The 22,020-nt window shown below is 71.4% G+C and carries 18 protein-coding genes and 1 riboswitch; of the genes, 13 read left to right on the forward strand and 5 right to left on the reverse strand.

Annotated features, from left to right (window positions below):
- Positions 1–27 precede the first annotated feature (27 nt).
- On the reverse strand, positions 28–207 hold the full coding sequence (locus F1D61_RS28500; RefSeq protein ID WP_203159390.1) for a hypothetical protein: 180 nt from the start codon (positions 205–207) through the stop codon (positions 28–30).
- 136 nt (positions 208–343) lie between these two features.
- On the opposite strand from F1D61_RS28500, the gene F1D61_RS28505 reads away from it, so the two are divergent.
- Positions 344–1,747: a leucyl aminopeptidase family protein gene (locus tag F1D61_RS28505; protein WP_203155380.1), complete on the forward strand. Its 1,404-nt coding sequence runs from the start codon at positions 344–346 to the stop codon at positions 1,745–1,747.
- On the opposite strand, the gene F1D61_RS28510 is transcribed toward F1D61_RS28505, so the two are convergent.
- Positions 1,711–2,682, reverse strand: coding sequence for an EcsC family protein (locus tag F1D61_RS28510; protein ID WP_203155381.1), 972 nt, complete (start codon positions 2,680–2,682; stop codon positions 1,711–1,713). The genes F1D61_RS28505 and F1D61_RS28510 overlap by 37 nt on opposite strands.
- 87 nt (positions 2,683–2,769) lie before the next feature.
- Positions 2,770–4,107, reverse strand: coding sequence for an AmpG family muropeptide MFS transporter (locus tag F1D61_RS28515; RefSeq protein ID WP_203155382.1), 1,338 nt, complete (start codon positions 4,105–4,107; stop codon positions 2,770–2,772).
- 432 nt (positions 4,108–4,539) lie between these two features.
- On the opposite strand from F1D61_RS28515, the gene F1D61_RS28520 reads away from it, so the two are divergent.
- The 4 genes from F1D61_RS28520 (at position 4,540) to F1D61_RS28535 (ending at position 8,149) form a co-directional block, all read left to right on the forward strand.
- The gene (locus F1D61_RS28520) at positions 4,540–5,577 is read left to right on the forward strand and encodes a histidine kinase dimerization/phosphoacceptor domain -containing protein (RefSeq protein WP_432443331.1); all 1,038 of its coding nucleotides are present in this window, start codon (positions 4,540–4,542) and stop codon (positions 5,575–5,577) included.
- Positions 5,574–5,996 (forward strand): response regulator, encoded by a 423-nt coding sequence (locus tag F1D61_RS28525; RefSeq protein ID WP_246775585.1) that lies wholly within the window; start codon positions 5,574–5,576, stop codon positions 5,994–5,996. The genes F1D61_RS28520 and F1D61_RS28525 overlap by 4 nt, the downstream gene beginning before the upstream one ends.
- Before the next feature lie 453 nt (positions 5,997–6,449).
- A complete protein-coding gene (locus F1D61_RS28530) occupies positions 6,450–7,793 on the forward strand; it encodes a S8 family serine peptidase (protein WP_203155384.1) in 1,344 nt (447 codons plus the stop codon).
- A gap of 113 nt (positions 7,794–7,906) precedes the next feature.
- Complete coding sequence (locus F1D61_RS28535) at positions 7,907–8,149, forward strand: hypothetical protein (protein ID WP_203155385.1); 243 nt, start codon at positions 7,907–7,909, stop codon at positions 8,147–8,149.
- 179 nt (positions 8,150–8,328) lie between these two features.
- Here F1D61_RS28535 and mutS read toward each other — a convergent pair whose 3' ends face one another.
- A complete protein-coding gene (gene mutS / locus F1D61_RS28540; protein WP_203155386.1) occupies positions 8,329–11,109 on the reverse strand; it encodes a DNA mismatch repair protein MutS in 2,781 nt (926 codons plus the stop codon).
- A gap of 228 nt (positions 11,110–11,337) precedes the next feature.
- Between mutS and F1D61_RS28545 the strand changes: the two genes are divergently transcribed.
- From F1D61_RS28545 to F1D61_RS28580, 8 genes are all read left to right on the forward strand, one after another.
- On the forward strand, positions 11,338–13,629 hold the full coding sequence (locus F1D61_RS28545; RefSeq protein ID WP_203155387.1) for an NADP-dependent malic enzyme: 2,292 nt from the start codon (positions 11,338–11,340) through the stop codon (positions 13,627–13,629).
- A gap of 252 nt (positions 13,630–13,881) precedes the next feature.
- Positions 13,882–13,984, forward strand: a riboswitch (TPP riboswitch).
- A gap of 96 nt (positions 13,985–14,080) precedes the next feature.
- The gene (locus tag F1D61_RS28550) at positions 14,081–15,157 is read left to right on the forward strand and encodes a hypothetical protein (protein WP_203155388.1); all 1,077 of its coding nucleotides are present in this window, start codon (positions 14,081–14,083) and stop codon (positions 15,155–15,157) included.
- Positions 15,154–16,608 (forward strand): acyl-CoA reductase, encoded by a 1,455-nt coding sequence (locus tag F1D61_RS28555; protein ID WP_203155389.1) that lies wholly within the window; start codon positions 15,154–15,156, stop codon positions 16,606–16,608. Before F1D61_RS28550 ends, F1D61_RS28555 begins: the two co-directional genes overlap by 4 nt.
- On the forward strand, positions 16,598–17,374 hold the full coding sequence (locus F1D61_RS28560) for an ABC transporter ATP-binding protein (RefSeq protein WP_203155390.1): 777 nt from the start codon (positions 16,598–16,600) through the stop codon (positions 17,372–17,374). The genes F1D61_RS28555 and F1D61_RS28560 overlap by 11 nt, the downstream gene beginning before the upstream one ends.
- Positions 17,371–18,120 (forward strand): ABC transporter permease, encoded by a 750-nt coding sequence (locus F1D61_RS28565; RefSeq protein WP_203155391.1) that lies wholly within the window; start codon positions 17,371–17,373, stop codon positions 18,118–18,120. The genes F1D61_RS28560 and F1D61_RS28565 overlap by 4 nt, the downstream gene beginning before the upstream one ends.
- A gap of 5 nt (positions 18,121–18,125) precedes the next feature.
- A complete protein-coding gene (locus F1D61_RS28570; RefSeq protein ID WP_203155392.1) occupies positions 18,126–19,112 on the forward strand; it encodes an ABC transporter substrate-binding protein in 987 nt (328 codons plus the stop codon).
- On the forward strand, positions 19,109–19,876 hold the full coding sequence (locus F1D61_RS28575) for an SDR family oxidoreductase (RefSeq protein WP_203155393.1): 768 nt from the start codon (positions 19,109–19,111) through the stop codon (positions 19,874–19,876). The genes F1D61_RS28570 and F1D61_RS28575 overlap by 4 nt, the downstream gene beginning before the upstream one ends.
- Positions 19,877–20,043: 167 nt before the next feature.
- Positions 20,044–21,102 carry an alpha/beta hydrolase gene (locus F1D61_RS28580; RefSeq protein WP_203155394.1) on the forward strand — a complete coding sequence of 353 codons (1,059 nt, stop codon included), beginning with the start codon at positions 20,044–20,046 and terminating at the stop codon, positions 21,100–21,102.
- A 501-nt stretch (positions 21,103–21,603) separates the two neighbouring features.
- Here F1D61_RS28580 and F1D61_RS34540 read toward each other — a convergent pair.
- On the reverse strand, positions 21,604–22,008 hold the full coding sequence (locus tag F1D61_RS34540; protein ID WP_246775586.1) for a hypothetical protein: 405 nt from the start codon (positions 22,006–22,008) through the stop codon (positions 21,604–21,606).
- Between the last annotated feature and the right edge of the window lie 12 nt (positions 22,009–22,020).

Genomic DNA, 22,020 nt, shown 5'->3' on the forward strand with positions numbered 1-22,020 from the left:
TGATAGGTCGTTAACCCTAATCGCCCGTTAACGCCGCGGCGTGTCCGACGGGGTCGCCTTCGGGGCGGGCTCCGTCGCCCCGCCCCGGTCGGTGCCGGTGCCGTGGCGGCTCGGCGTCACCGGCTCGCCGTCATGACGGCTGCCGTCCTCGATGCCGATGGTCTCGCGCCGCTCCAGCGGGTTGATGGGCTTCGTCTCCTCGGTCATGGCTTTCTCCTTCGATGGGCCAACCTGGTCCGGGGTGACGCCGCATGGCCGCGGGGGTTCCCGGAGGCGGGCCGGCATTGACAACCGCCCCGTCTTGGCTCCCCCTCCGGCCGTTGTCGTTGCGTTGAAGGAAGGGATGCCCCGCGTGACCACGCTCCTGCCCGCGACCGAGGACGCCATCCCGATCCGCTGCGTCGACGCCGCCGGCTGGCCCGCCGTCGCGGCCGGGCTGCCGCCGCTCGCCGCTGCCTTCGCGCGGGCCTCCGGGTTCGAGGCCAAGCCCGGAAAGGTCGCCCTGCTGCCGGGGCCGGACGGGGCGCTGGCGACCGTGCTGTTCGGGGTCGAGACCGGGGGCCGGGCCGATCCGTTCGCGGTCGGGCGCCTGCCCGATGCCCTGCCCGAAGGGACCTACCGCCTGGAAAGCCTGCCCGGCGACCCGGCCCTGGCGGCGCTCGCCTGGCGGCTCTCCGGCTACCGCTTCGGCCGCTACCGCGAGAAGCCGGCGCCCAAGGCCCGCCTGGTCGCGCCCGAGGGGGTCGACGCCGCCGAGATCGACCGCATCGCCGATGCGGTGGCGGCCGGCCGCGACCTGGTGAACACCCCGGCGAACGACCTCGGCCCGGCCGAGATCGAGGCGGCGTCCCGGGCGCTCGCCGCGCGCTTCGGCGCAACGATGTCGGTCGTCTCCGGCGAGGCGCTGGAAGAGGGCTTCCCGCTCATCGCCGCGGTCGGCCGGGCCTCGCCGCGGTCACCGCGCCTGATCGACGTGACCTGGGGCGATCCGGGCGCGCCGCGCGTGACCCTGGTCGGCAAGGGGGTGGTGTTCGATACCGGCGGCCTCGACATCAAGCCCTCGGCGGCGATGCTGCTGATGAAGAAGGACATGGCAGGCGCCGCGGTGGCCCTCGCCGCCGCCGAGATGGTGATGGGGGCCGGCCTCCCGATCCGCCTGCGGGTGCTGATCCCGACGGTCGAGAACGCGATTGCCGGCGACGCCTTCCGTCCCGGCGACGTGCTGGCGAGCCGGAAGGGGCTCACGGTCGAGATCGGCAACACCGACGCCGAGGGCCGGCTGATCCTGGCCGACGCGCTGGCGCTGGCCGACGAGGAGGCGCCGGAGCTGCTCTTCGACTTCGCCACGCTCACGGGCGCGGCCCGGGTGGCGCTCGGCCCCGATCTGCCGGCGCTGTTCACCGAGGATGACGGGCTGGCGGCGGATCTCGCCGCCACGGGCCTCGCGGTGAACGATCCGGTCTGGCGGATGCCGCTCTGGGGTCCTTACGCCGCGCTGCTCGATTCGAAGGTCGCCGACCTCAACAACGTCTCGGGCGGCCCCTTCGCCGGGGCGGTCACGGCGGCTCTGTTCCTGCGCCGCTTCGCGCCGGGGGCGAAGGCCCACATCCATCTCGACCTCTACGGCTGGAACCCGGGCACCAAGCCCGGCCGGCCGGAGGGCGGCGAGGTGCAGACCGCCCGCCTCGTCTACGCCCTCCTCAAGCGCCGCTACGCCGTGCCGAGCGCGGCGCGCTCCGCCTCGTAGGCCTCCCGCACCAGGGCCTTGCCGTAGCGGCGTTCCAGGCGCCGCACGGTGAAGTGGCCGCGGGCGATGGACTGGAAATGGTCCATGAAGGCGGTGTTGACGGCCGCGCCCCCGAGGGCGCCGAGCACCGGCACCGCCTGGGCGGCGAGCTTCTGCGATACCACGCCCCCGAAGCGGGCGCCGACCTGGCCGGCAAAGCGCATCAGGGCCGGCGCGCTCTCGTCGACGAGGCCGCGCCCGGCGGCGTAGCGGGCCGCCTCCGACATCGCCTTGGCGAGCGCGCCGCGGACCGCGAAATAACCGCTCTCGGCCGGGTTCCCGGCGGCGCCCTCTCCTTGCGTCGCGCCGCGGCCGCCGAGCGCGAAAACCTGCATGCAGGCGAGCGCCGCCTCCGGATCGGCCATGTCCTCGCCCTCGCGCTGGGCGATCTCGGCGATCGAGCGCAGCATCAGGGTGGTGGAGACGGGCAGTTCGACCGCGAGCGTGGTGATGCCGAAAGCGCCCCCGATGGCGCCCGAGACCGCCGCCAGGGCCTTGTGGCCGCGGTCGCCGGGCGGGAAGCGCCCGAGCAGCTCCAGGGCGCGGGTGCGCCAGGACGGCGCCAGGTCGGGGCCGAGGGGTGCCAGCGCCTGGGCCTCGGATCCCGGTTCCGTCGTCTCCGCCGCCTTCGGCAGGGTCGCGAGCGCGACGTGGAGCGCGCCGCGCATCGCCGTCTCGGTCGCGTGGCCGACCGCGTCGACGACGGGCGCCGGCAGGGCGCGGGTGATCAGGTCGAGGGGCGCGCCGGCCATCGCGGAGAGCCGGCCGGCGAGACTCGGACGCTCCAGGGAACCGACCGCCCGGCGCAACGCCTCGCGGTCCTCGGCGCTCAACGGCTCCGGCGCCCCGACCGGAACGGGGGACGGGGCGGGCTCGACGGCGACGATCTCGGACACGGGCGCTCCCTCGCAGACACTGCGCAACTGGCGGATTAAAGCTGGGGCGCCGGGGGCGGGTTCCGCAAGGGCCTCCCGTATCGCGCCTCACGCCCGCGCCGGCAGTTCCTCCGATCGAGCCGGCTCGGTCTCGCCGGGCAGGAGCCGCAGGCCGAGGCAGAGCAGGGTGACCGGGATGCCCACGGCGGCGGTCATCACGAAGAAGGCCGGGTAGCCCATCGACTCGACGGCAAAGCCCGACAAGCCGCCGACGAACTTGCCCGGCAGGGCGTAGAGCGAGGAGAGCAGCGCGTATTGCGTCGCCGCGAAGGCCGGCGAGGTCAGGCTCGACATGTAGGCGATGAGCGCCGTACCCGCGAAGGCGCCGGCGAAGTTGTCGATGCTGATGCTGGCGACCAGGAGCGGCAGGTCGTGGCCGGCGAGCGCCAGCCAGGCGAACATCAGGTTCGAGGCCGAGGCCGCGATGCCGCCGATCAGCAGCGCCGGATAGAGGCCGAGCCGGCTCACCGCGATGCCGCCCGCGAAGGCCCCGGCGATGCCGACCCAGACGCCGTAGACCTTCGACACCGTGGCGATCTCCGACAGGGAGAACTTCATGTCGATGTAGAGCGGATTCGCCATGATGCCTGAGACGATGTCGGGCAGGCGGTAGACGGTGATCAGCGCCAGGATCAGCACCAGGCCCGAGCCCTTGCGGCGCACGAGATCGGCGAAGGGATCGACCACCGCCTCGCGCAGGGCGTGGCGCCAGCCGCGCCGGGGGCCGGGATCGCGCGCCTGCACCTTCGGCGCCGCCAGGGTGCCGGCGACGGCGAGCGCCATCAGGAGCGCCATGCTGGCATAGGCAGGGGCCCAGCCATAGGCGTCGGCGACGAAGAGCGCGCCGGCCCCGGCGCAGATCCGCGCCAGGGAATAGCCGAGCTGGTAGGAGGCCAGCATCATGCCCTGGCGCTCGGTCGGGGCGGAATCGATGCGCCAGCCGTCGACCACGATGTCCTGGGTCGCCGAGGCGAAGGCGATGACGAGCGCGCAGACGACCGTGTAGCCGAGCGCGTTCGCCGGATCGGCCCGGCTCATCGCGACGAGACCCGCCGCCACGGCGAGTTGCGCCAGCAGCATCCAGGCCCGGCGCCGGCCGAGCCACCGCGACAGGACGGGCAGGTCGAGCCGGTCGATGACCGGGGCCCAGAGGAACTTCAGCGTGTAGGCGAGCGAGACGTAGCTGAGGAGCCCGATGCTCGACCGCTCGATGCCGGCGCTGCGCAGCCAGGCCGACAGCGTTGCGAAGACCAGCAGGATCGGCAGCCCGGCGCCGAAGCCGAGCACCAGCATCAGGGCCATCTGCCGGTCCGCCATCACGTCCCGCAGGGTGGCGCGGGTGCGGGCGAGCCAGCCCGTTCCCTGTGTCCCGGCCGTTGTCGTCATCGTGATCGCCGTCTCCCGGGCAGGTTTCGCGACAGGGTGGCCGGTTTCGCGACGAGAACCGGAGACCCGGCCGGAGGTCGATCCGGTCGGGATGCGAGACGCCGAACCCGGCCGCCGCCGCGCAATCCACGCCAGCATGTGGGCGGGATCATGGTGGACAAAGAATTAACATTGTGTCCACCGCAGCTTACGTTCCGGGCGGGAACCCCGCCCAGGGTCGCGGGTTCGCTGTGGAGAGATGGGACTGCTGTCCCGCTCCGCCACGGATCGGCTGGGCGGAGCCGGCCGCGAACGGGCGGGTTGCGGATGATCGGGTTGGACGCTGAGAGGCAGTTCGGGACGTGGAATGCGCGCCGGGCTGAGGGGCCGTCGGCGGACGCGCCCCTCTCCTATGCCGCATACTCCGATGCGCCTTACTCCGATGCGCCTTTCCTGGCCGCCTTCCGCGCCAGCGAGGCGCCGATGCTGATGACCGATCCGGCCCTGCCCGACAACCCGGTCGTGTTCGTCAACGAGGCCTTCTGCCGGCTCACCGGCTACGCGGCCGGGGAGGTGCTCGGCCGCAACTGCCGCTTCCTCCAGGGACCCGACACCGATCCCGCCGCCATCGCCCAGGTGCGGGACGCGGTGGCGCGGGGCACGCCCCTGCGGGTCGACCTTCTCAATTACCGCAAGGACGGCCATTCGTTCTGGAACGCCATGGCGCTCAACCCGGTGCGGGACGAGGCGGGGCGGGTGCGCTCCTTCTTCGCGGTGCTCACCGACATCACCCGGACCCGCGAGGCCGAACGGGCGCTGGCGCAGGAGAAGGACGGCCTCGCCCAGGATCTCGCGGCGCGCAACCGGGCCCTCCAGGCCGCCCTCGACCAGCAGACCGCCCTGCTGCACGAGGTCGATCACCGGGTGAAGAACAACCTCCAGGTGATCTCCTCCCTGGTGCTGCTCAAGGCCCGGCGCGCCCGGGACGCGGCCTGCCGCGAGGTGCTGCGCAGCATGGCCGACCGGATCGGGGCGCTCGCCACCGCCCACCGCCTGCTCTACGCGGTGAGCGACGTCGCCCGGTTCGACCTGCGCGACTTCGCCGACGATTTCGCGGCGGAGCTCGAAGCCGGCCTCGACACGGACCGGATCGCCCTGTCGGTCGATGTCGAGGCGGTGGCGGTGCCGGCCTCGATGGCCGCACCCCTGGCGCTCCTGGTGCACGAACTCGCCGTCAACGCGGTCCGGCACGCCTTCCCGGGCGAGCGGCGCGGCCGCGTCGCCATCACCGCCCGCGCGGAGGGCGAGCGCCTGATCCTCGACATCCGCGACGACGGCATCGGCCTGCCTGCGCAATCGGACAACCCCGAGGGCTTCGGCCGCGACCTCGTCGGCATGCTGGTGCGCCAGCTGCGCGGCACCCTGACCTTCGAGGATCTTCAGCCCGGCACCCGCGCCCACGTCGTCCTGCCGCTCGGAACCACCCATTGAGCGCGGAGGGCCTGCGGGTCCTGATCGTCGAGGACGAGGCGTTCATCGCCCTCGAACTCGAATGCCTGCTGGAGGAAGCGGGCTACGTCCCGGTCGGCGTCGCGACCCGCTCGGGCGACGCGATCACGCTCGCCCGCGACCTCGCCCCCGACATCGCCCTCGTCGACATCCACCTCGCCGACGGCCCGACCGGCGTCGCGGTGGCCCGGACCCTGAGCGCCCGGCCCGGCCTGACGGTGCTGTTCACCACCGCCAACGCCAAGCGCGTGCCGCCGGATTTCGCAGGCGCCGCCGGGATCATCGCCAAGCCGTATTCCGAGCGGGTGGTCCGGGCGGCGCTCGCCTATGTGGCGGGGCGCTACCACGGCAGGGTGCCGATGGAGCCGCCGGACGGGGTGGTGCTGTCGCCGACCTTGTAGGTTCTCCGCTCCCGATCGAGAGCGACGGTCGGGGACGCCAGAAGATGAGTTCCCGATCTAGAGCACTTCACGATCGCGTTGCAATCGCGAAGCTCTCTAGGTCGTTGATTTTGCCGCATTTTCTGCGACGAACCGGTATCCACTTCGTTGGAAAATGCTCTAGCCGCACGCTCCAGCCCTGTTCATTCGATTGTCGCACGCGCGTCGCCAATCTGGAACGCCAAATGACAATCGACAATAATGCATAAGTAATATGAATTTTCTGCGACAAACAATAACAGGGATATTTTTCTTGAATGTAAAATTGAAAAAAGGCATTATAACGATGATAAATACACGATCGAATCACTTACAAATCCTACAGTATTTGTCATTTCTTAAATGAATGTTGAACATATAATAATTACTATGATATCGTGGTGGCGTTCCGGTTTCTGCGGGAGGATTTGCACCATGAATTTGAAAAACAATTTTCCCGAGCCGCCGCGCCCGCAAGCCACCGGGCGCTACATCGTCAAATTCGCCCCCGGGATCGAGGCGGCACGGGCGCAGACACTGATCGCGGACAAGACCGGCATCCGCACGCTCGACCTGCGCGAGACCGGAGACGCGCCGCTACCGGCTCCAGACGCGGACGCGCCGGAGGGTGGCCTCGTCGTCGACCGGTTCAAGGTCGCGATCATCCATCCCCAGCAGGATGTCGGCGCGCGGGTGGCAAGCCTCGCGGCGGAAGACGGCGTGATCGTACGGCCGGAATTCTATCTCTTCGCCGTCGGCGAACTTGAGCAACGCTATGCCGCCTGGGTGCGGGAAGGGCTGTCGATCCTGGTGAACGGGTATCCCGGGGCCACGGGCGCGCCCACCGCCGCCGCCGCAGCGGCGGAGATGGCCGCCGCGGAGGCGGCAGCCCATGCTGATACGGACGAGTTCACCTGGGGTCTCCAGGCCATCCGGGCGCTCGGCACGGCGCAGACCGGCAAGGGGATCAAGGTCGCGGTCCTCGATACCGGCCTCGATTTCGAGCATCCCGACTTCGTCGGGCGCACGATCGTCAGCCGGAGCTTCGTACCGGACGGTTCGGTGCAGGACGTGCAGGGGCACGGCACGCACACGGCCGGAACCCTCGCCGGCCCGGCCAAGTCGGCGATCGGCCGGCGCTACGGCGTGGCGCCCGACGTCGACCTCTATATCGGCAAGGTGCTGGACGATCGCGGAGCCGGAACCGAAGGCGACATCCTCCGGGGCATGAACTGGGCGATCGACCAGGGCTGCACCGTCATCTCGATGTCGCTCGGCCGACCGACCCAACCGGACGAGCCCCACGACCCGACCTACGAGGAGGCCGGGCTCGCCGCCCTCGACGAGGACTGCCTGATCATCGCGGCCGCTGGCAACGACAACACCCGTGCCTTCGGCTATATCGCGCCCATCGGTGCGCCAGCCAACTCGCCCTCGATCATGGCGGTCGGGGCAGTCGATCCGAAGCTCAAGGTCGCGCCGTTCTCCTGCGGGGCGGTGAATGCCGACGGGAGCAAGCTCGACATCGCCGGTCCGGGCACGGCGGTCTACTCGGCGTTTCCCCGGCCCCGACTGTCGCGGGTGCTGCCGGGCACCAGCATGGCCTGCCCGCACGTCGCGGGCGTCGCGGCGCTGCTCGCCAGCGCCAATCCTTCCCTACGCGGCCGCCGTCTCTGGAACGCGTTGATCGCCGCCTCGCGCCCGATCGGCCCGGCCCGCGACTACGGCAGCGGCCTCGTCCAGGGGCCGGGGACCGTCATCGTCGCCACCGTGCCGTGACGGCGCAAAGGCAGTGACGCGGACAACCGAGCGCAGGCCGGTCTACCGGCTTGCGCTCGGTCACGAACCAACCGACATTGAGTCGAGAGACCTTGTCAAGATGGATCACTGCCATGGCTGACGTCGGAATGGTTATCATGGTCGAGAAGGACAAGCGCGCCGACATCGCCGATGTCGCCAGGTCCCTCGAAGCAAAAGGCCTCCATATCCAGGAAACGATTCCGCGCTTCCGCACGATCGTCGGGACGAGCGACCCTGCGCTGGCCAGCGAGTTCCGATCGGTCGATGGGGTCGAGACCGTACGGCCGCAGGCGACGTTCCAGTTGCCGGAGATGGACGAGAAGGTCCCGCAATAGGGCCGCCTTCGAGGGCGGTTCTGCAGTATCCCGCCCGGCTGGCCCGGCGTGATCCTGCCCCGTCGATCGCAAGCCCCTCGACGGCACGACGCAGTCCGGCGCTCTCCGTGGAGGCACGCCCCTGCAACTCTCGCGCGTCGGCGCGCCGTCAGGATCCGTCGGGCCGGCAGCGGCGCGGCCTACCCCTCCGTCTGCGCCGCCTTGAGCCGATAGAGCGCATCCAGCGCCTCGCGCGGGCTCAGCGCATCCGGGTCGATCCCGTCGAGCAGTTGCACGACCGGATCGGGCTTCGCCACGGGCACAGGTGCGGGAGGAGCTGCCGGCATGGCGGCGAAGAGCGGCAATTCGGCGGGCGCCTTCCGCCGGCCGGACCCGCCCTCCCCTCGCTCCAGCTCGGCGAGCAGGGCCTTGGCGCGGGCGATCACCGGGGCGGGCAGGCCGGCCAGCCGCGCGACCTGGAGGCCGTAGGAGCGGTCGGCCGCACCCGGCACCACCTCGTGCAGGAAGACCACGTCGCCCTTCCACTCGGTCACCTTGAGGGTAGCGTTGGAGAGGCGGTCGAGGCGTTGCGCCAAGCCCGTCAGCTCGTGGAAATGGGTGGCGAAGAGCGCCCGGCAGCCATTGGCGCCGTGCAGGTGCTCCAGGCAGGCCCAGGCGATCGACAGGCCGTCGAAGGTCGCGGTGCCCCGCCCGATCTCGTCGAGCACCACCAGGGAGCGCTTCGTCGCCTGGTTGAGGATCGCCGCGGTCTCGACCATCTCGACCATGAAGGTCGAGTGGCCGCGTGCCAGGTCGTCGGCGGCGCCGACGCGGGAGAACAGCCGGTCGACGAGGCCGAGATGGGCCGAGGTCGCCGGCACGAAGGCGCCCATCTGGGCCAGCACCGCGATCAAGGCGTTCTGGCGCAGGAAGGTCGACTTGCCGCCCATGTTCGGGCCGGTGACGAGGAGGATCTGGCCGGCTTCGGTGCCCGACAGGTCGCAGGCATTGGCGATGAAGGCCTCGCCGGCCCTGGTCAGCGCCGCCTCGACGACGGGATGGCGCCCGCCCTCGATCCGGAAGGCGAGGCCGTCATCGACGCGAGGGCGGGTCCAGTTCAGCTCGACGGCGAGTTCCGCGTGCGAGGCCGCGACATCCAAAGCCGCGAGCGCGCCGGCCGCCGCCACGATCGAATCGGATTCGGCCATCACGGCCTTGGACAGGCCCTCGAAGATCTCGAGTTCGAGGGCGAGCCCCCGGCCGGCGGCGTTGGCGATCCTGGTTTCCAGCTCGCCCAGCTCGACGCTGGTGAAGCGCATCGCATCCACCATGGTCTGGCGGTGGACGAAGGTGGCGCGCCAGGGATCCTTCAGCAGGGTCTCGCCGAAGGCCTGCGGCACCTCGATGAAGTAGCCGAGCAGGTTGTTGTGCTTGATCCGCAGCGTCCGGCAGCCGGTCTCCGAGGCGTAGCGGGCCTGGAGCCCGGCGACGACCTGGCGTGAATCGCGCTGGAGCGTGCGGGATTCGTCGAGCTCGGGCCGGTAGCCCTCACGGACGAAATTGCCGTCGCGGCGCTGCAACGGCAGGTCGTCGGCGAGCGCCGCGGCGAGATCGTCGGCAAGCGCCTCGTCGAGGCCGGCGAGGATGCGGGCGGCCTTGCCGATCTCGCCCGGCAGCGCGCCGGCCCCGGCGAGCGCGGTGGCGATGCCGCGGGCGGCCATGAGCCCGTCGCGGAGCGCGGCGAGGTCGCGGGGGCCGGCCCGGCCGAGGCCGATCCGGGTCAAGGCGCGAGCCATGTCGGGGGCCCGCGCCAGCTCGGCCCGCAGTTCCGCCCGCAAGGCCCCCTCGGCCACCAGGAACTCGACCGCGTCGTGGCGGCGCCGGATCAGCGCGAGATCGGTCGAGGGGCCGGCCAGCCGCTCGGCGAGCAGCCGTGCCCCGGCGCCGCCGACCGTGCGGTCGATGGCGGCGAGCAGGCTGCCTGCGCGCTCGCCCGAGAGGGTGCGGGTGAGTTCCAGGTTCTGGCGCGTCGCCGCGTCGATCATCAGGCTCGCGCCCGCCGCCTGGCGGGCCGGCGGGCTCAAGGTCACCTTGGCGCCGAGCTGGGTGCGGGCGATGTAGTGCAGGACGGCGCCCGCCGCCGCGATCTCGACCCGGCTGAAGGCGCCGAACCCGTCGAGGGTCTGGACGCCGAACTGCTCCTTGATCGCCCGCTCGGCCGAGGCCGGATCGACGTCGCCGCGGCCGACCGGGGTGACGGCGGCCCGGGTGTCGCGCCACAGCCGGGACACGTCCGGATCCTGGTGGATCGCGTCGCCCATCACGATCTCGCGCGGATCGAGGCGGGCGATCTCGGCGGCCAGGCCGGCGCCGTCGACCTCGCCGAGGGAGAAGCGCCCGGTCGAGATGTCGACGGCGGCCAGCCCGTAACACCAGGCCGAATCCGAGGCGCGGCGGCGGGCGAGCGCCAGGAGCACGTTGGCCCGGCCGGGATCGAGCAGGCGGTCTTCCGTGATGGTGCCTGGCGTCACGAGGCGCACCACCTCGCGCCGCACCACCGATTTCGAGCCGCGCTTCTTGGCTTCCGCCGGATCCTCGGTCTGCTCACAGACCGCGACCCGGTGGCCGAGCCCGATCAGGCGCTGGAGGTAATCGTCGGAGCGCTCGACCGGCACGCCGCACATCGGGATGTCGGCGCCGCCATGCTTGCCGCGGCGGGTGAGCACGATGCCGAGCGCCCGCGAGGCGGTCTCGGCATCCTCGAAGAACAGCTCGTAGAAATCCCCCATGCGGTAGAACAGCAGGGAATCGGGATTGGCCGCCTTGATCTCGATGTACTGCGCCATCATCGGCGAGACCTTGGCCTCGTCGTCGGGCGCGGCGGAACGCCGGCCGCGGGCGGGCGGCGGCGCAGGCGCCTCGTCGGCGGGCTCGTACGCCTCGTTGCGCAGCAGGCGGCCGGTATCGCTGTCCATCGTCATGAGATCGGGGGGCTGTCGGGTCCGCGGCATCGTGGTCTGGCAGACTAACAGAGGCGGAGGCGCAGGCTCCAGGCCGGCACAGCGGGGATGATGGGGATGGTCGTCCCCGATTAAAATGGCCGACCGATCGGGTTTAGCGCTCCGGCGCCGCTTGAGCCGGCCGGATCATGGCCCTAAGGGACGTGTCCCGCGGTCAGCGTGATCCTGTCGTTGAAAGAAGAGCTTGGCATGAGCGAGTCCCGCCCCGTCACCCGCGGCAAGCGCCCGACCTTCACCGACCAGGAGGCGCTGCAATTCCACCAGCAGGGCCGCCCGGGCAAGCTGGAGGTGGTGGCGACGAAGCCGATGGCGACGCAGCGCGACCTGTCGCTCGCCTACTCGCCCGGCGTCGCCGTGCCGGTGCTCGCCATCGCGGACGATCCGGCACTCGCCTACGACTACACCGCCAAGGGCAACCTCGTGGCGGTGATCTCGAACGGCACCGCGATCCTCGGCCTCGGCAATCGCGGCGCGCTCGCCTCGAAGCCCGTGATGGAGGGCAAGGCCGTCCTGTTCAAGCGCTTCGCCGACATCGATTCCTTCGACCTCGAGGTCGGGACGGAGGATGCCGAGGCGTTCATCAACTGCGTGCGCTATCTCGGGCCGACCTTCGGCGGCATCAACCTGGAGGACATCAAGGCCCCCGAGTGCTTCATCATCGAGGAGCGCCTGCGGGAATTGATGGACATCCCGGTCTTCCACGACGACCAGCACGGCACCGCGATCATCTCGGCGGCGGGCATCATCAACGCCCTGCACCTGACCGGCCGCGACATCTCCGAGGCCAGGCTCGTCGTCAACGGCGCGGGTGCGGCGGGCATCGCCTGCATCGAGCTCGTCAAGGCGCTGGGCTTCCGCTCCGAGAACGTGATCCTGTGCGACACCAAGGGCGTGGTGTTCCAGGGCCGCACCGAGGGCATGAACCAGTGGAAGTCGGCCCACGCGGTCGCGACCTCGAAGCGCACCCTCGAGGAGGCGCTGGAGGGCGCCGACATCGTGTTCGGCCTCTCGGTGAAGGGCGCCTTCACCCCTGAAATGATCGCCTCGATGGCGCCGCAGCCGATCATCTTCGCGATGGCGAACCCGAATCCGGAGATCACTCCCGAAGAGGTGGCGCAGGTCCGCGACGACGCGATCGTGGCGACCGGGCGCTCGGACTACCCGAACCAGGTCAACAACGTTCTGGGCTTCCCCTACATCTTCCGCGGCGCGCTCGACGTGCACGCGACCACGATCAACATGGAGATGAAGATCGCGGCGGCGCAGGCGCTCGCCGCGCTCGCCCGCGAGGACGTGCCGGACGAGGTGGCGGCGGCCTACCAGGGCACGCGGCCGCGCTTCGGGCGCGAGTACATCATCCCGGTGCCGTTCGATCCGCGCCTCATCTTCACCATCCCGCCGGCGGTGGCGAAGGCCGCGATGGAGACCGGGGTCGCCCGCAAGCCCATCGACAACATGGACCGCTACCGGGCCCAGCTCTCGGCCCGGCGCGATCCCGTCGCCGGCACGCTGAACCGGGTGTTCGAGCGGGTGCGCAAGTACCCCAAGCGCGTCGTCTTCGCCGAGGGCGAGGAGGAGGTGGTGATCCGCGCCGCGATCTCCTTCGTCAACCAGGGTCTCGGCACCGCGATCCTGGTCGGCCGCGAGGACCGGGTGATGGCCAATGCCGAGGCCGCCGGCATCGATCTCGCCGGCCGCGACAACATCGAGATCCACAACGCCGCGAAGTCCGACCGCAACAGCGTCTACGCGCAGTTCCTCTACGCGAGGATGCAGCGCAAGGGCTACCTGTTCCGCGACTGCCAGCGCCTGATCAACCAGGACCGCAACCACTTCGCCGCCTCGATGGTGGCCCTCGGCGACGCCGACGCGATGGTGACCGGCACCACCCGCAACTACTCGATCGCGCTCGAGGACGTGCGCCGGGTCATCGACCACAAGCCCGGCCACCGGGTGATCGGCGTCTCGCTCTGCCTCGCCCGCGGCCGGGTGGTGCTGGTGGCCGACACCGCGATCCACGAGATGCCGAGTGCCGAGGAACTCGCCGGCATCGCCATTGAGGCGGCGGGCGTGGCGCGGCGCCTCGGCTACGAGCCGCGGGTGGCGATGCTGTCGTTCTCGACCTTCGGCTTCCCCAAGGCCGAGCGCGCCGAGAAGGTGCAGGAGGCGGTGCGCATCCTCGACGGGATGCGGGTCGATTTCGAGTATGACGGCGAGATGTCGGCCGATGTCGCGCTGAACAAGGACCTGCTCGCCCAGTACCCGTTCAGCCGCCTCAAGCAGCCGGCCAACGTGCTGGTGATGCCGGCCTTCCACTCGGCGGCGATCTCCACCAAGATGCTGCAGGAACTCGGCGGCGCCCAGGTGCTCGGGCCGCTGATCGTCGGCCTCGACAAGGCGGTGCAGATCGTCCCGCTCGGCGCGACCGATTCCGACATCGTCAACATGGCGGCGCTGGCGGCCTACAATATCGGCGGCTGACCGGCGGGCCCATCCCTCCGTTCCCCCGATTCGCGACCCGGCCTGAAAGCCCGTTCGATCGAATCGGCCGCCTCGACATTCCCCTCGTCATTCCGGAGCCGTGCAGCGGAGCCCGGAATGACGGGGTGGTTTGCGATCTTCAGGATCCAGACGCCGACCCCAGGAGGGCGGCGTGGCCGCGAGGGATCGCCCTGGCGCCTGGGTCGCATCGCAACTTGACACCCGCCCCCACACCCCCACTCTTCCCCGCTCCCAGGGGAGCCTCGCGAGGAGGCTGAGATTCCGCCGGTCCGGACCCGTCCGGGCACCGCGGTGACCCTATGAACCTGATCCGGGTCATGCCGGCGTAGGGATGCGGGACCGGCGCGGCCTGGGGCCGATCGCTCCGTCTTTTCGCGCATGATCTCCGCTCGGTCTGGCCTTCGCCCGGAATGGGCGCGAGGTGGCCGTGATGTCGCAAGCGGAGATCGTCGAGGCCCTGCTCGACTTCATCGGACAGCCGGGCGCGAGCGAGGCGGAGTTCGAGGCGCTGGCGCTGCGGCTCTTCGCCTATCAGTTCACCCATAACGCGCCGTATCGCCGCTTCGCGCAACAGCGCGGGCGCACGCCGCTCGCCGTGCGGCGCTGGCGCGACATCCCGGCGGTACCGATCAAGGCGTTCAAGGACCTGACCTTGAGCTGCCGTCCGCCCGACGCGGCCGCGCGGGTGTTCATGACGAGCGGCACGACCGGGAGCGGGCGCGGCCGCAGCTATCACCCGACGCTCGCGGTCTACGACGCCTCGATGCTGGCGGGTTTCGCCGCCCGGATCATGCGCGGGCGGGACAGGATCCGGATGGGAATCCTGTTTCCGGACGAGGCGGCTTTGCCGAACTCCTCGCTGGCCCATTACCTGGCGCTGGCCAAGGACCATTTCGGCACGTCGGACAGCGCGGTCTTCGTCGGGCCGAACGGCCTCGACCTCGATGCGCTGCTGGCGGCTTTGGCGCAGGCCGAAGCCTCGGGCGAGCCCTATGCCCTTCTGGGAGCCACCTACGCCTTCGTGCCGGTGATGGACGCGCTGAAGGAGCGAGGCCGCCGCTTCGCCCTGCCGCCGGGAAGCTTCCTGTTCGATACCGGCGGCTTCAAGGGCCAGTCGCGTGAGATCGAGCCGGACGCCTTCTATGACGGGCTCTCGGCAAGCTTCGGCGTGCCGCGCGATTCCTGCCTCAACATGTACGGCATGACCGAGCTGAGTACCCAGTTCTACGACGACGGCAACGCAATCTGTCCGCCGGTGAAGTCCGGCCCGCACTGGATCCGCAGCCGCGTCGTCGATCCGCTCACCGGCATCGATGTCCCCGAGGGCGAGACCGGCGTGCTGGTCCACCACGATCTCGCTCACTTCAATTCCGTCTCGGCGATCCTCACCGAGGATGCCGGCGTGATCGTACCGGGCGGCTTCCGGCTGCTCGGCCGGGTCGAGGGATCGGCGTCGCGCGGCTGCTCGGTCGCGGTGGCCGAGTTCCTGGCCGCCGCGCAGGGATGAGCCCGCTCGAGGAGGCCGGATACCTGCCGGGGCTCGGCCCCGAATCGATCGGCCGGCGCGTCGTCGAGCATCGGGCCTGGGGCGAGACCGTCGCGGTGGCGCTGCCGGACCTGACCGGGGATCAGGCCGAGGCCCTGTGCCGCCATGTCCGCACCCGCGCCCGCGAGACCTTGCGGCGGATGGAGACGGGCCGGATCGTCGCGGCGATCGACCGGGCGAGCGCCTGCCTGCTTGACCGGACCCATCCGCTGCGCCGCAAGGCCGAGGCGCTGCTGCCGGTCGTCACCGGCTACGACCGCGAGACGGTGCGGCTCGGCCTGACGAGCTATCTGAAGACCTTCCGGCGGCCGCAGCTGCTGCGCTTCCTCGCCGAGGATTTTTCCAATCCGGGCGTGCTCGACGGCTTCCAGCCGGCGGTGAAGGGCGGGCTGGTGCGGGCGCGGGGGCCGGACCTGCTGCTGCATGTCTGGGCCGGCAACGTCCCGGCCCTGCCGCTGTGGAGCCTCGTCTCGGGATTGCTGGTCAAGGCCGGCACGGTCGGCAAGCTCGCCTCCGCCGAGCCGCTGACCGCCGGCTGGTTCGCGCAACTGATCGCCGAGGCCGATGCGGAACTCGGCGAATGCCTCGCCATCACTTGGTGGAAGGGCGGAGAAGGCGGGTCGGAGGCGGTGTTCCTCACCCAAGCCGAGTGCGTCATGGCGTATGGCGGCAACGACACCCTGGCGGCGCTCCGCGCGAAAGTCCCGGTCACCACCCGGTTCCTGCCCCACGGCCACCGCATCGGCTTTGCCATGATCGCCCGGGAGGCCCTGGACAGCCGGCGCGCCGGGCCGCTCGCCCGCCTCGCCGCCCAGGATGTCGTCCGCTACGAGCAGCAGGGCTGCTACGCGCCGCAGATGCTGTTCGTCGAGCGCGGCGGCTCGGTCGCGCCGCACGAATTCGCCCGCCACCTCGCCCACGAACTCGCCGCTGTCGCGAGCCGCCATCCGCGCCGGCGGCTCGACCCGGGCGAGGGGGCAGCCATCGCGGCCTGGCGCAGCGCCCACGAGATGCGGGCCCTCGATGGGGGTGCGACGCTGCTCGGCGATCCCGCCGATCCGTGGAGCGTCGTCCTGCTCGATGCCGCGGTGGCTTTGAGCCCGTCGGGCCTCAACCGCAGCGTGGCGGTCGTCGCGGTCGACGATCTGGCGGAGGTGCCGGCCCTGGTCGCGCCCCATCGCGTCCATCTCCAGACCGCCGGGATCGCCGCCGCCCCGGCGCGGCTCATGGCGCTCGCCGACGACCTGGCCGGCATCGGCGTCACCCGGATCTCGGCCATCGGCCGCATGACCGCGCCGGAGGCCGGCTGGCACCATGACGGCCGCTTCAGCCTGCTCGACCTCGTGACGATGACGGAAATCGAGGCCGGCGCCGAGGCCGCGGCGGAAGGCTTTGCGCCCTATGCCGATTGACGCCCATCTCGCCCTCGACGGCGTCCGCTACCGCTTCCCCGGCGACGAAGCCGAGACCGTGGCGGGCGTCGACTGGGCGATCCCCCGCGGGGCGATCCACTGCCTGCTCGGCCGCAGCGGCTGCGGCAAGACCACCCTGCTCAAGCTCGCCGCCGGGCTGATCGCGCCGGATGCGGGCCTCGTCCGGATCGGCGGGGAGCCTCTGCGCGGGCCGGCGCCGGGCGTCGGCTTCGTGTTCCAGGCCCCGACCCTGCTCGCCTGGCTCTCCGCCCTCGACAACGTGCTCCTGCCGGTCTCGCTCAAGCGCCGGCCGCAGGGCCCCGACCGGGAGGCGGCCCGCGATCTCCTCGCGGCGATGGGCCTCGGCGACCTCGCCGGGCGCCGGCCCGGCGCCCTGTCGGGCGGGCAGCAGAGCCGGGTCGCGCTCGCCCGCGCACTGGTGACGCAGCCGGGCCTGCTCCTCCTCGACGAGCCCTTCGCGGCGCTGGACGCGCTGACCCGCGAGGAGCTGCAGGACGACCTCCTGCGCCTGTGCGCCTCCCGCGGCACCGCGGCGCTGTTCGTCACCCACGACATCGCCGAGGCCGTCTATCTCGGCGACCGGGTCGGCGTGATGGCGGCCGGGCGCCTGGTCCACGAGGGCGCGATCCCGCTGCCGCGTCCGCGACCGCCGGGGATCCGCTACGAGCCCGCCTTCGGGGCCGCGTGCCGGTCGCTGCGCGCGGTCATGGACGGTCCCTCCCCGGCGATCGGGCGGGCGGCGTGAGGACGCGGCTCGCCTCCGCCCTGCTGCTGGCGGCCCTGCTGATCGCCTGGGAGGCGTGGTGCCGCTCGGGCCGCGTCTCGGCCCTCGTCCTGCCGGCGCCGTCCGCCGTCGCCGGGACGCTGTGGGGCGAGATCGCCTCCGGCCGGCTCTGGCCGCATCTGCGCGTCACCGCCAGCGAGATGGCCCTGGGCCTCCTCGCCGGGACGGTGCTGGGGCTCGGCGCCGGCATCCTGCTGTCGGAATGGCCGAGCCTGCACCGGGTGCTGCGCCCCTACGTGCTGGCGAGCCAGCTGGTGCCGAAGCTGGCGCTCGGCCCCCTGCTGATCCTGTGGTTCGGCTTCGGCCTGACCCCGACCGTGGTGATCACCGCGCTGGTCTGCTTCTTCCCGCTCTTCGAGAACACCCTGACGGGGCTCGCCCAGGTCGAGCCGGGCCAGCGCGAGCTGTTCCGGATGCTCGGCGCGGGCCGGGTCCAGACCCTGCTGCGCCTGAAGCTGCCCACCGCCCTGCCGGTGATCCTGGCGGGGTTCCGCGTCGCGATCGTGCTCGCGCTGGTCGGCGCGGTGGTGGGCGAGTTCGTCGGCGGGCGCCAGGGCCTCGGCGCCTCGATCATCGCCGCGCAGAGCGTGATGGATTCGAGCCTGATCCTGGCCCTGTTCGTGGTGATCACCGCCCTCGGCATGGCCGTCTACGAGGCCGCCCGGGGGCTCGAATCCCTGATCCTGCGCCGTTACGCGAGAGACTGAACCCGATGTCCTTCCGCCTGCTCCTCGTCCTCGCCCTCGCCTGGCTCGGCTCCTCGGCCCTGGCGCAGACCCTCGACAAGGTCACGGTCGGCGGCTGGAGCCAGCCGATCAGCGAGATCACCAACCTGCTGGCCGAGCCCGATCACGGGCTGTTCAAGGCCCGGGGCATCGCCCTCGATTACGTGCCGGGCAATGGCGGCGGCTCGGCGATCCAGGCGCTGCTGGCGGGCCAGGCCGACGTCGCCTTCACCGACCCGGCCTCGTTCTACCTCGCCCTCGACAAGGGGGCGGACCTGGTGGCGATCTACAACATCTACCCGCAGAACGTCTTCAACGTGGTCTCGCCGAAGAGCCGCGGCATCCGCTCGATCGCCGATCTCAAGGGGAAGCGCGTCGGCGTCTACAGCCTCGCGAGCGGCACCCGCCAGCACCTGCTCCTGCTGCTCGCCGCCGCCGGGCTGAAGGAGAGCGACGTGACGGTGGAGGTCACGGGGCTCCTCAACTTCGCTCCCCTGATCCAGGGGCAGGTCGATGCGACGGCGGCCACCGATACCGGGCTGCTCGTCGGCCGCGCCAAGGGCCTCGGCGACGTCGATGTCATCGCGGTGCGCGACCACCTCAACCTGCCGAGCGACATCTTCGTGGTGACGCGCGACGGTTACGAGGCGAGAAAGCCGCTGCTCAAGCGCTTCCTCGCCGCCTACCGCGATTCCGCCGCCTGGATGATCGCCAAGCCCGACGAGGCGGCGCGGCTCGCGGTCACCCGGGCGATCAACGGCCGCGACGAGGCGATCAACCGCGAGGTGATCTCCTTGCGCAACCTGTCGAGCGTGTCGCCGACCACCGGGCGCGAGGGGCTGGGCCATTTCGACCTGCCCGTCCTGCAGCAGGGCGCCGACCAGTTCCGCAAGCTCGGCCTCATCAGCCGGCCCCTCGACATGGGGCAGGTCGTGAAGAGCGACCTGATCCCGGGCAAGGAGGGCACCCGATGAGGTTCGGCGACCGCGCCATCCTGGTCACGGGAGCGAGCCGCGGCATCGGTGCGGCCATCGCCACGGCCTTTGCGGCGCAAGGCGGGCTCGTCATCGTCAATTACCGCGAGAACGCTGCCGCCGCCGAGGCGGTGGCCGAACGCTGCCGGGCGCTCGGCGGCCAGGCCCTGGCGGTCGCTGCGGACGTGACCGATGCGGATGCGGTGGCTTTCCTCGCGGAAACGATCACCGAGGAGGTCGGCCGCCTCGACGCGATCGTCAACAACGCCTTCGCGCCCTACCGCTTCGATCCGGATCGTCGGATGCGCTTCCGCGACGTGCCGTGGGAGTCCTACCAGCGCCAGTTCGACGGCGCGGTGCGGGCGGCCTACACGGTCGTCCAGGCGCTGCTGCCGCTGATGACCCGGCGCAGCGGCGGCGCCATCGTCAACCTGGCGAGCGACCTCGTGGCGCGCCCGAGCATCCCCTACCACGACTACACCACCGCGAAGGCGGCGTTGATCGGCTTCAGCCGCAACCTCGCGGCCGAGCTCGGGCCGATCGGCGTGCGGGTCAATTGCGTGGCGCCGGGGCTGGTCACCGGGACCGATGCGAGCCGGGACACGCCGGAGGACGTGCGCGAGGCGCTGATCGCCCAGACCCCGCTGCGCCGCCTCGCGACGCCGGAGGACGTGGCCGGGCCGGTGCTCTTCCTCGCCGGAGAGGAGAGCCGGTTCGTGACCGGGCAGGTGCTGACCGTGGATGGGGGGTTGGTGATGGGGTGAGGGATGGCGCGGCCGTCGACACGATCCACGGCGCAATGCTCGTCTTCCGGCTCCACCGTGTTCCGTGCCGAGGGAGCATTGGTCTAACGCCGCGCTTCCGCCTACACTTCCCCGCACCGCGACACGCCGCACGAGACGGCGGGGGCGGTCCGTCGGAGGAAAGGCCCATGTTCGTCAACGCGCGCCGGCTCGGCCGGTTGGGCGGCGCCCTCGCGGGTGTGCTCGCCGTCACGTCGCTCGCGGCCCAGGACGCGCCGCCGCTGCAGGTGCCGGCCAAAAGCGTGCCGGTGCCCGCCGATGTCAGCCCGCAGATGGGCAGGATCATCGGCGCCCCCTTGCGCACCAACTGGAACATCCAGCCGAAGACCGGCGAGGAGTGGAAGCCGGTGGCGGAGGCCGGGGCCGCAAGCTTGCGCAAGCTGGTGCCCGGCATGCTCGAGCGGCTGAAGGTCACGGTCGAGCCGACCACCATCGACGGCGTGCGGGCCTACATCGTCACCCCGAAGGACCTCCGGCCGGAGAACCGCGACCGGCTCCTCGTCCACGTCCATGGCGGCTGCTACGTGCTCAATCCCGGCGAGGCCGGGCTGCCCGAGGCGATCTTCATGGCCGGGTTCGGCGGCTTCAAGGTCGTCTCGGTCGATTACCGCATGCCGCCGGAGGCGACCTATCCGGCCGCCCACGACGACGCCATGACCGTCTGGAAGGCGGTCACCCGCACGACCGACCCGAAGAAGACCGCGATCTTCGGCACCTCGGCCGGCGGGGCGCTGACGCTCGCGATGGTCCTGCGCGCCAAGCAGGAGGGGCTGCCGTTGCCGGCCGCGATCGCTCCCGGCACCCCGATGTCGGACACGACCAAGGTCGGCGACAGCTTCGTCACCAACGCGATGCTCGACAACGTGCTGGTCTCCCCCGACGGCTTCTGCGACGCCGGCGCCAAGGTCTATGCCAACGGCCACGACCTGAAGGATCCGATGCTGTCGCCGGTCTATGGCGACATGCACGGCTTCCCGCCGACGATCCTGACGACGGGGACCCGGGACCTGCTCCTGTCGAACACCGTGCGAGTCCACCGCAAGCTGCGGGACGCCGGGGTCGAGGCCTTTCTCCAGGTCGGCGAGGGACAGTCGCACGCCCACTACATCCGCGACGACACCGCGCCGGAGACGAAGGCGGTGTTCGAGGAGATCACCCGGTTCTTCGACCGGCATCTGGCCCGCTGAGGCGGAGCGGCGGGACGCAGTCCCGCCGGGAGGGGCAGCGCGACGCTGATCCAGGGAGCGCTCTTCGTGGAGGTCGCGACTTCTCCGGAAGCGGCGTCCCCTCTCCCGGCCTGGCACGAGTGCTACGCACTCGCCGCAGGCCATCCTCCCCGCAGAGCGGGGAGGGGGAAACCCGCGCCTGATTCGTCGTCCCGGGGGCGGACGACGCAGAATCATCAAGGGCTCGCCCGGCGCCCGTTGCCGAGCCCGCCCATCCCGCAGCCGACGACATAGGCCGCCAGCATCAGGGCACCGCTCTCGACCCACAACCCCTCGCGCCCCGGCACGAGGCCGGCGAGGGCCGTGGCGGCGGTCGCGGCGGCGAGAAGCGCGATGAGGGCGGCGGCGAGGCGTGGGGCCCGGCCGGCGGGCAGGCCGGCCCAGAGGCCGGTGCCGATCCGATCACGAGCGCGGCGACGAGGCCCGGCCAGGCGGCGGACAGGAGGATGAGCACGACGGAACTCACGAGCGCAGGGCGAAGGCGACCGTCCGGCGGTCGGTGGCGGCCTCGGCCGGTGCGGCGGCGATGCGGGCGGCCGGAATGCCGGCCTTGAGCAGGTAATCGACGATCGCCGCGGCGCGCCGTTGCGGCAGGCCGGGATCCGGCATCGCGGGTGTCTCCGCGGGTTTCTCGGCCGCCGTCTCGGCGGGTTTCCCGGCCTGCCTGCCGGGCTTCGCCGCGGGCTTGCCCTTGGCGGGCGCGGGTCCGGGCGCTTCCTTGGCGGGCGGCGGCACGGTGCCGGGCGGATCGTCGTGGCCGGCGACCTCGATCCGGGCCTGCGGGCAGGCGCGGGCGAGGTCCGCGACACCGTCGAGGACGGGGTAGAAGGCGGCTTTCAGGTCGGCGCTGCCGGGATCGAAGCGCAAGGTCGGCTCCGT

Origin of the sequence: Methylobacterium aquaticum, assembly GCF_016804325.1 — a bacterium.
Taxonomy (GTDB): Bacteria; Pseudomonadota; Alphaproteobacteria; order Rhizobiales; family Beijerinckiaceae; genus Methylobacterium; species Methylobacterium aquaticum_C.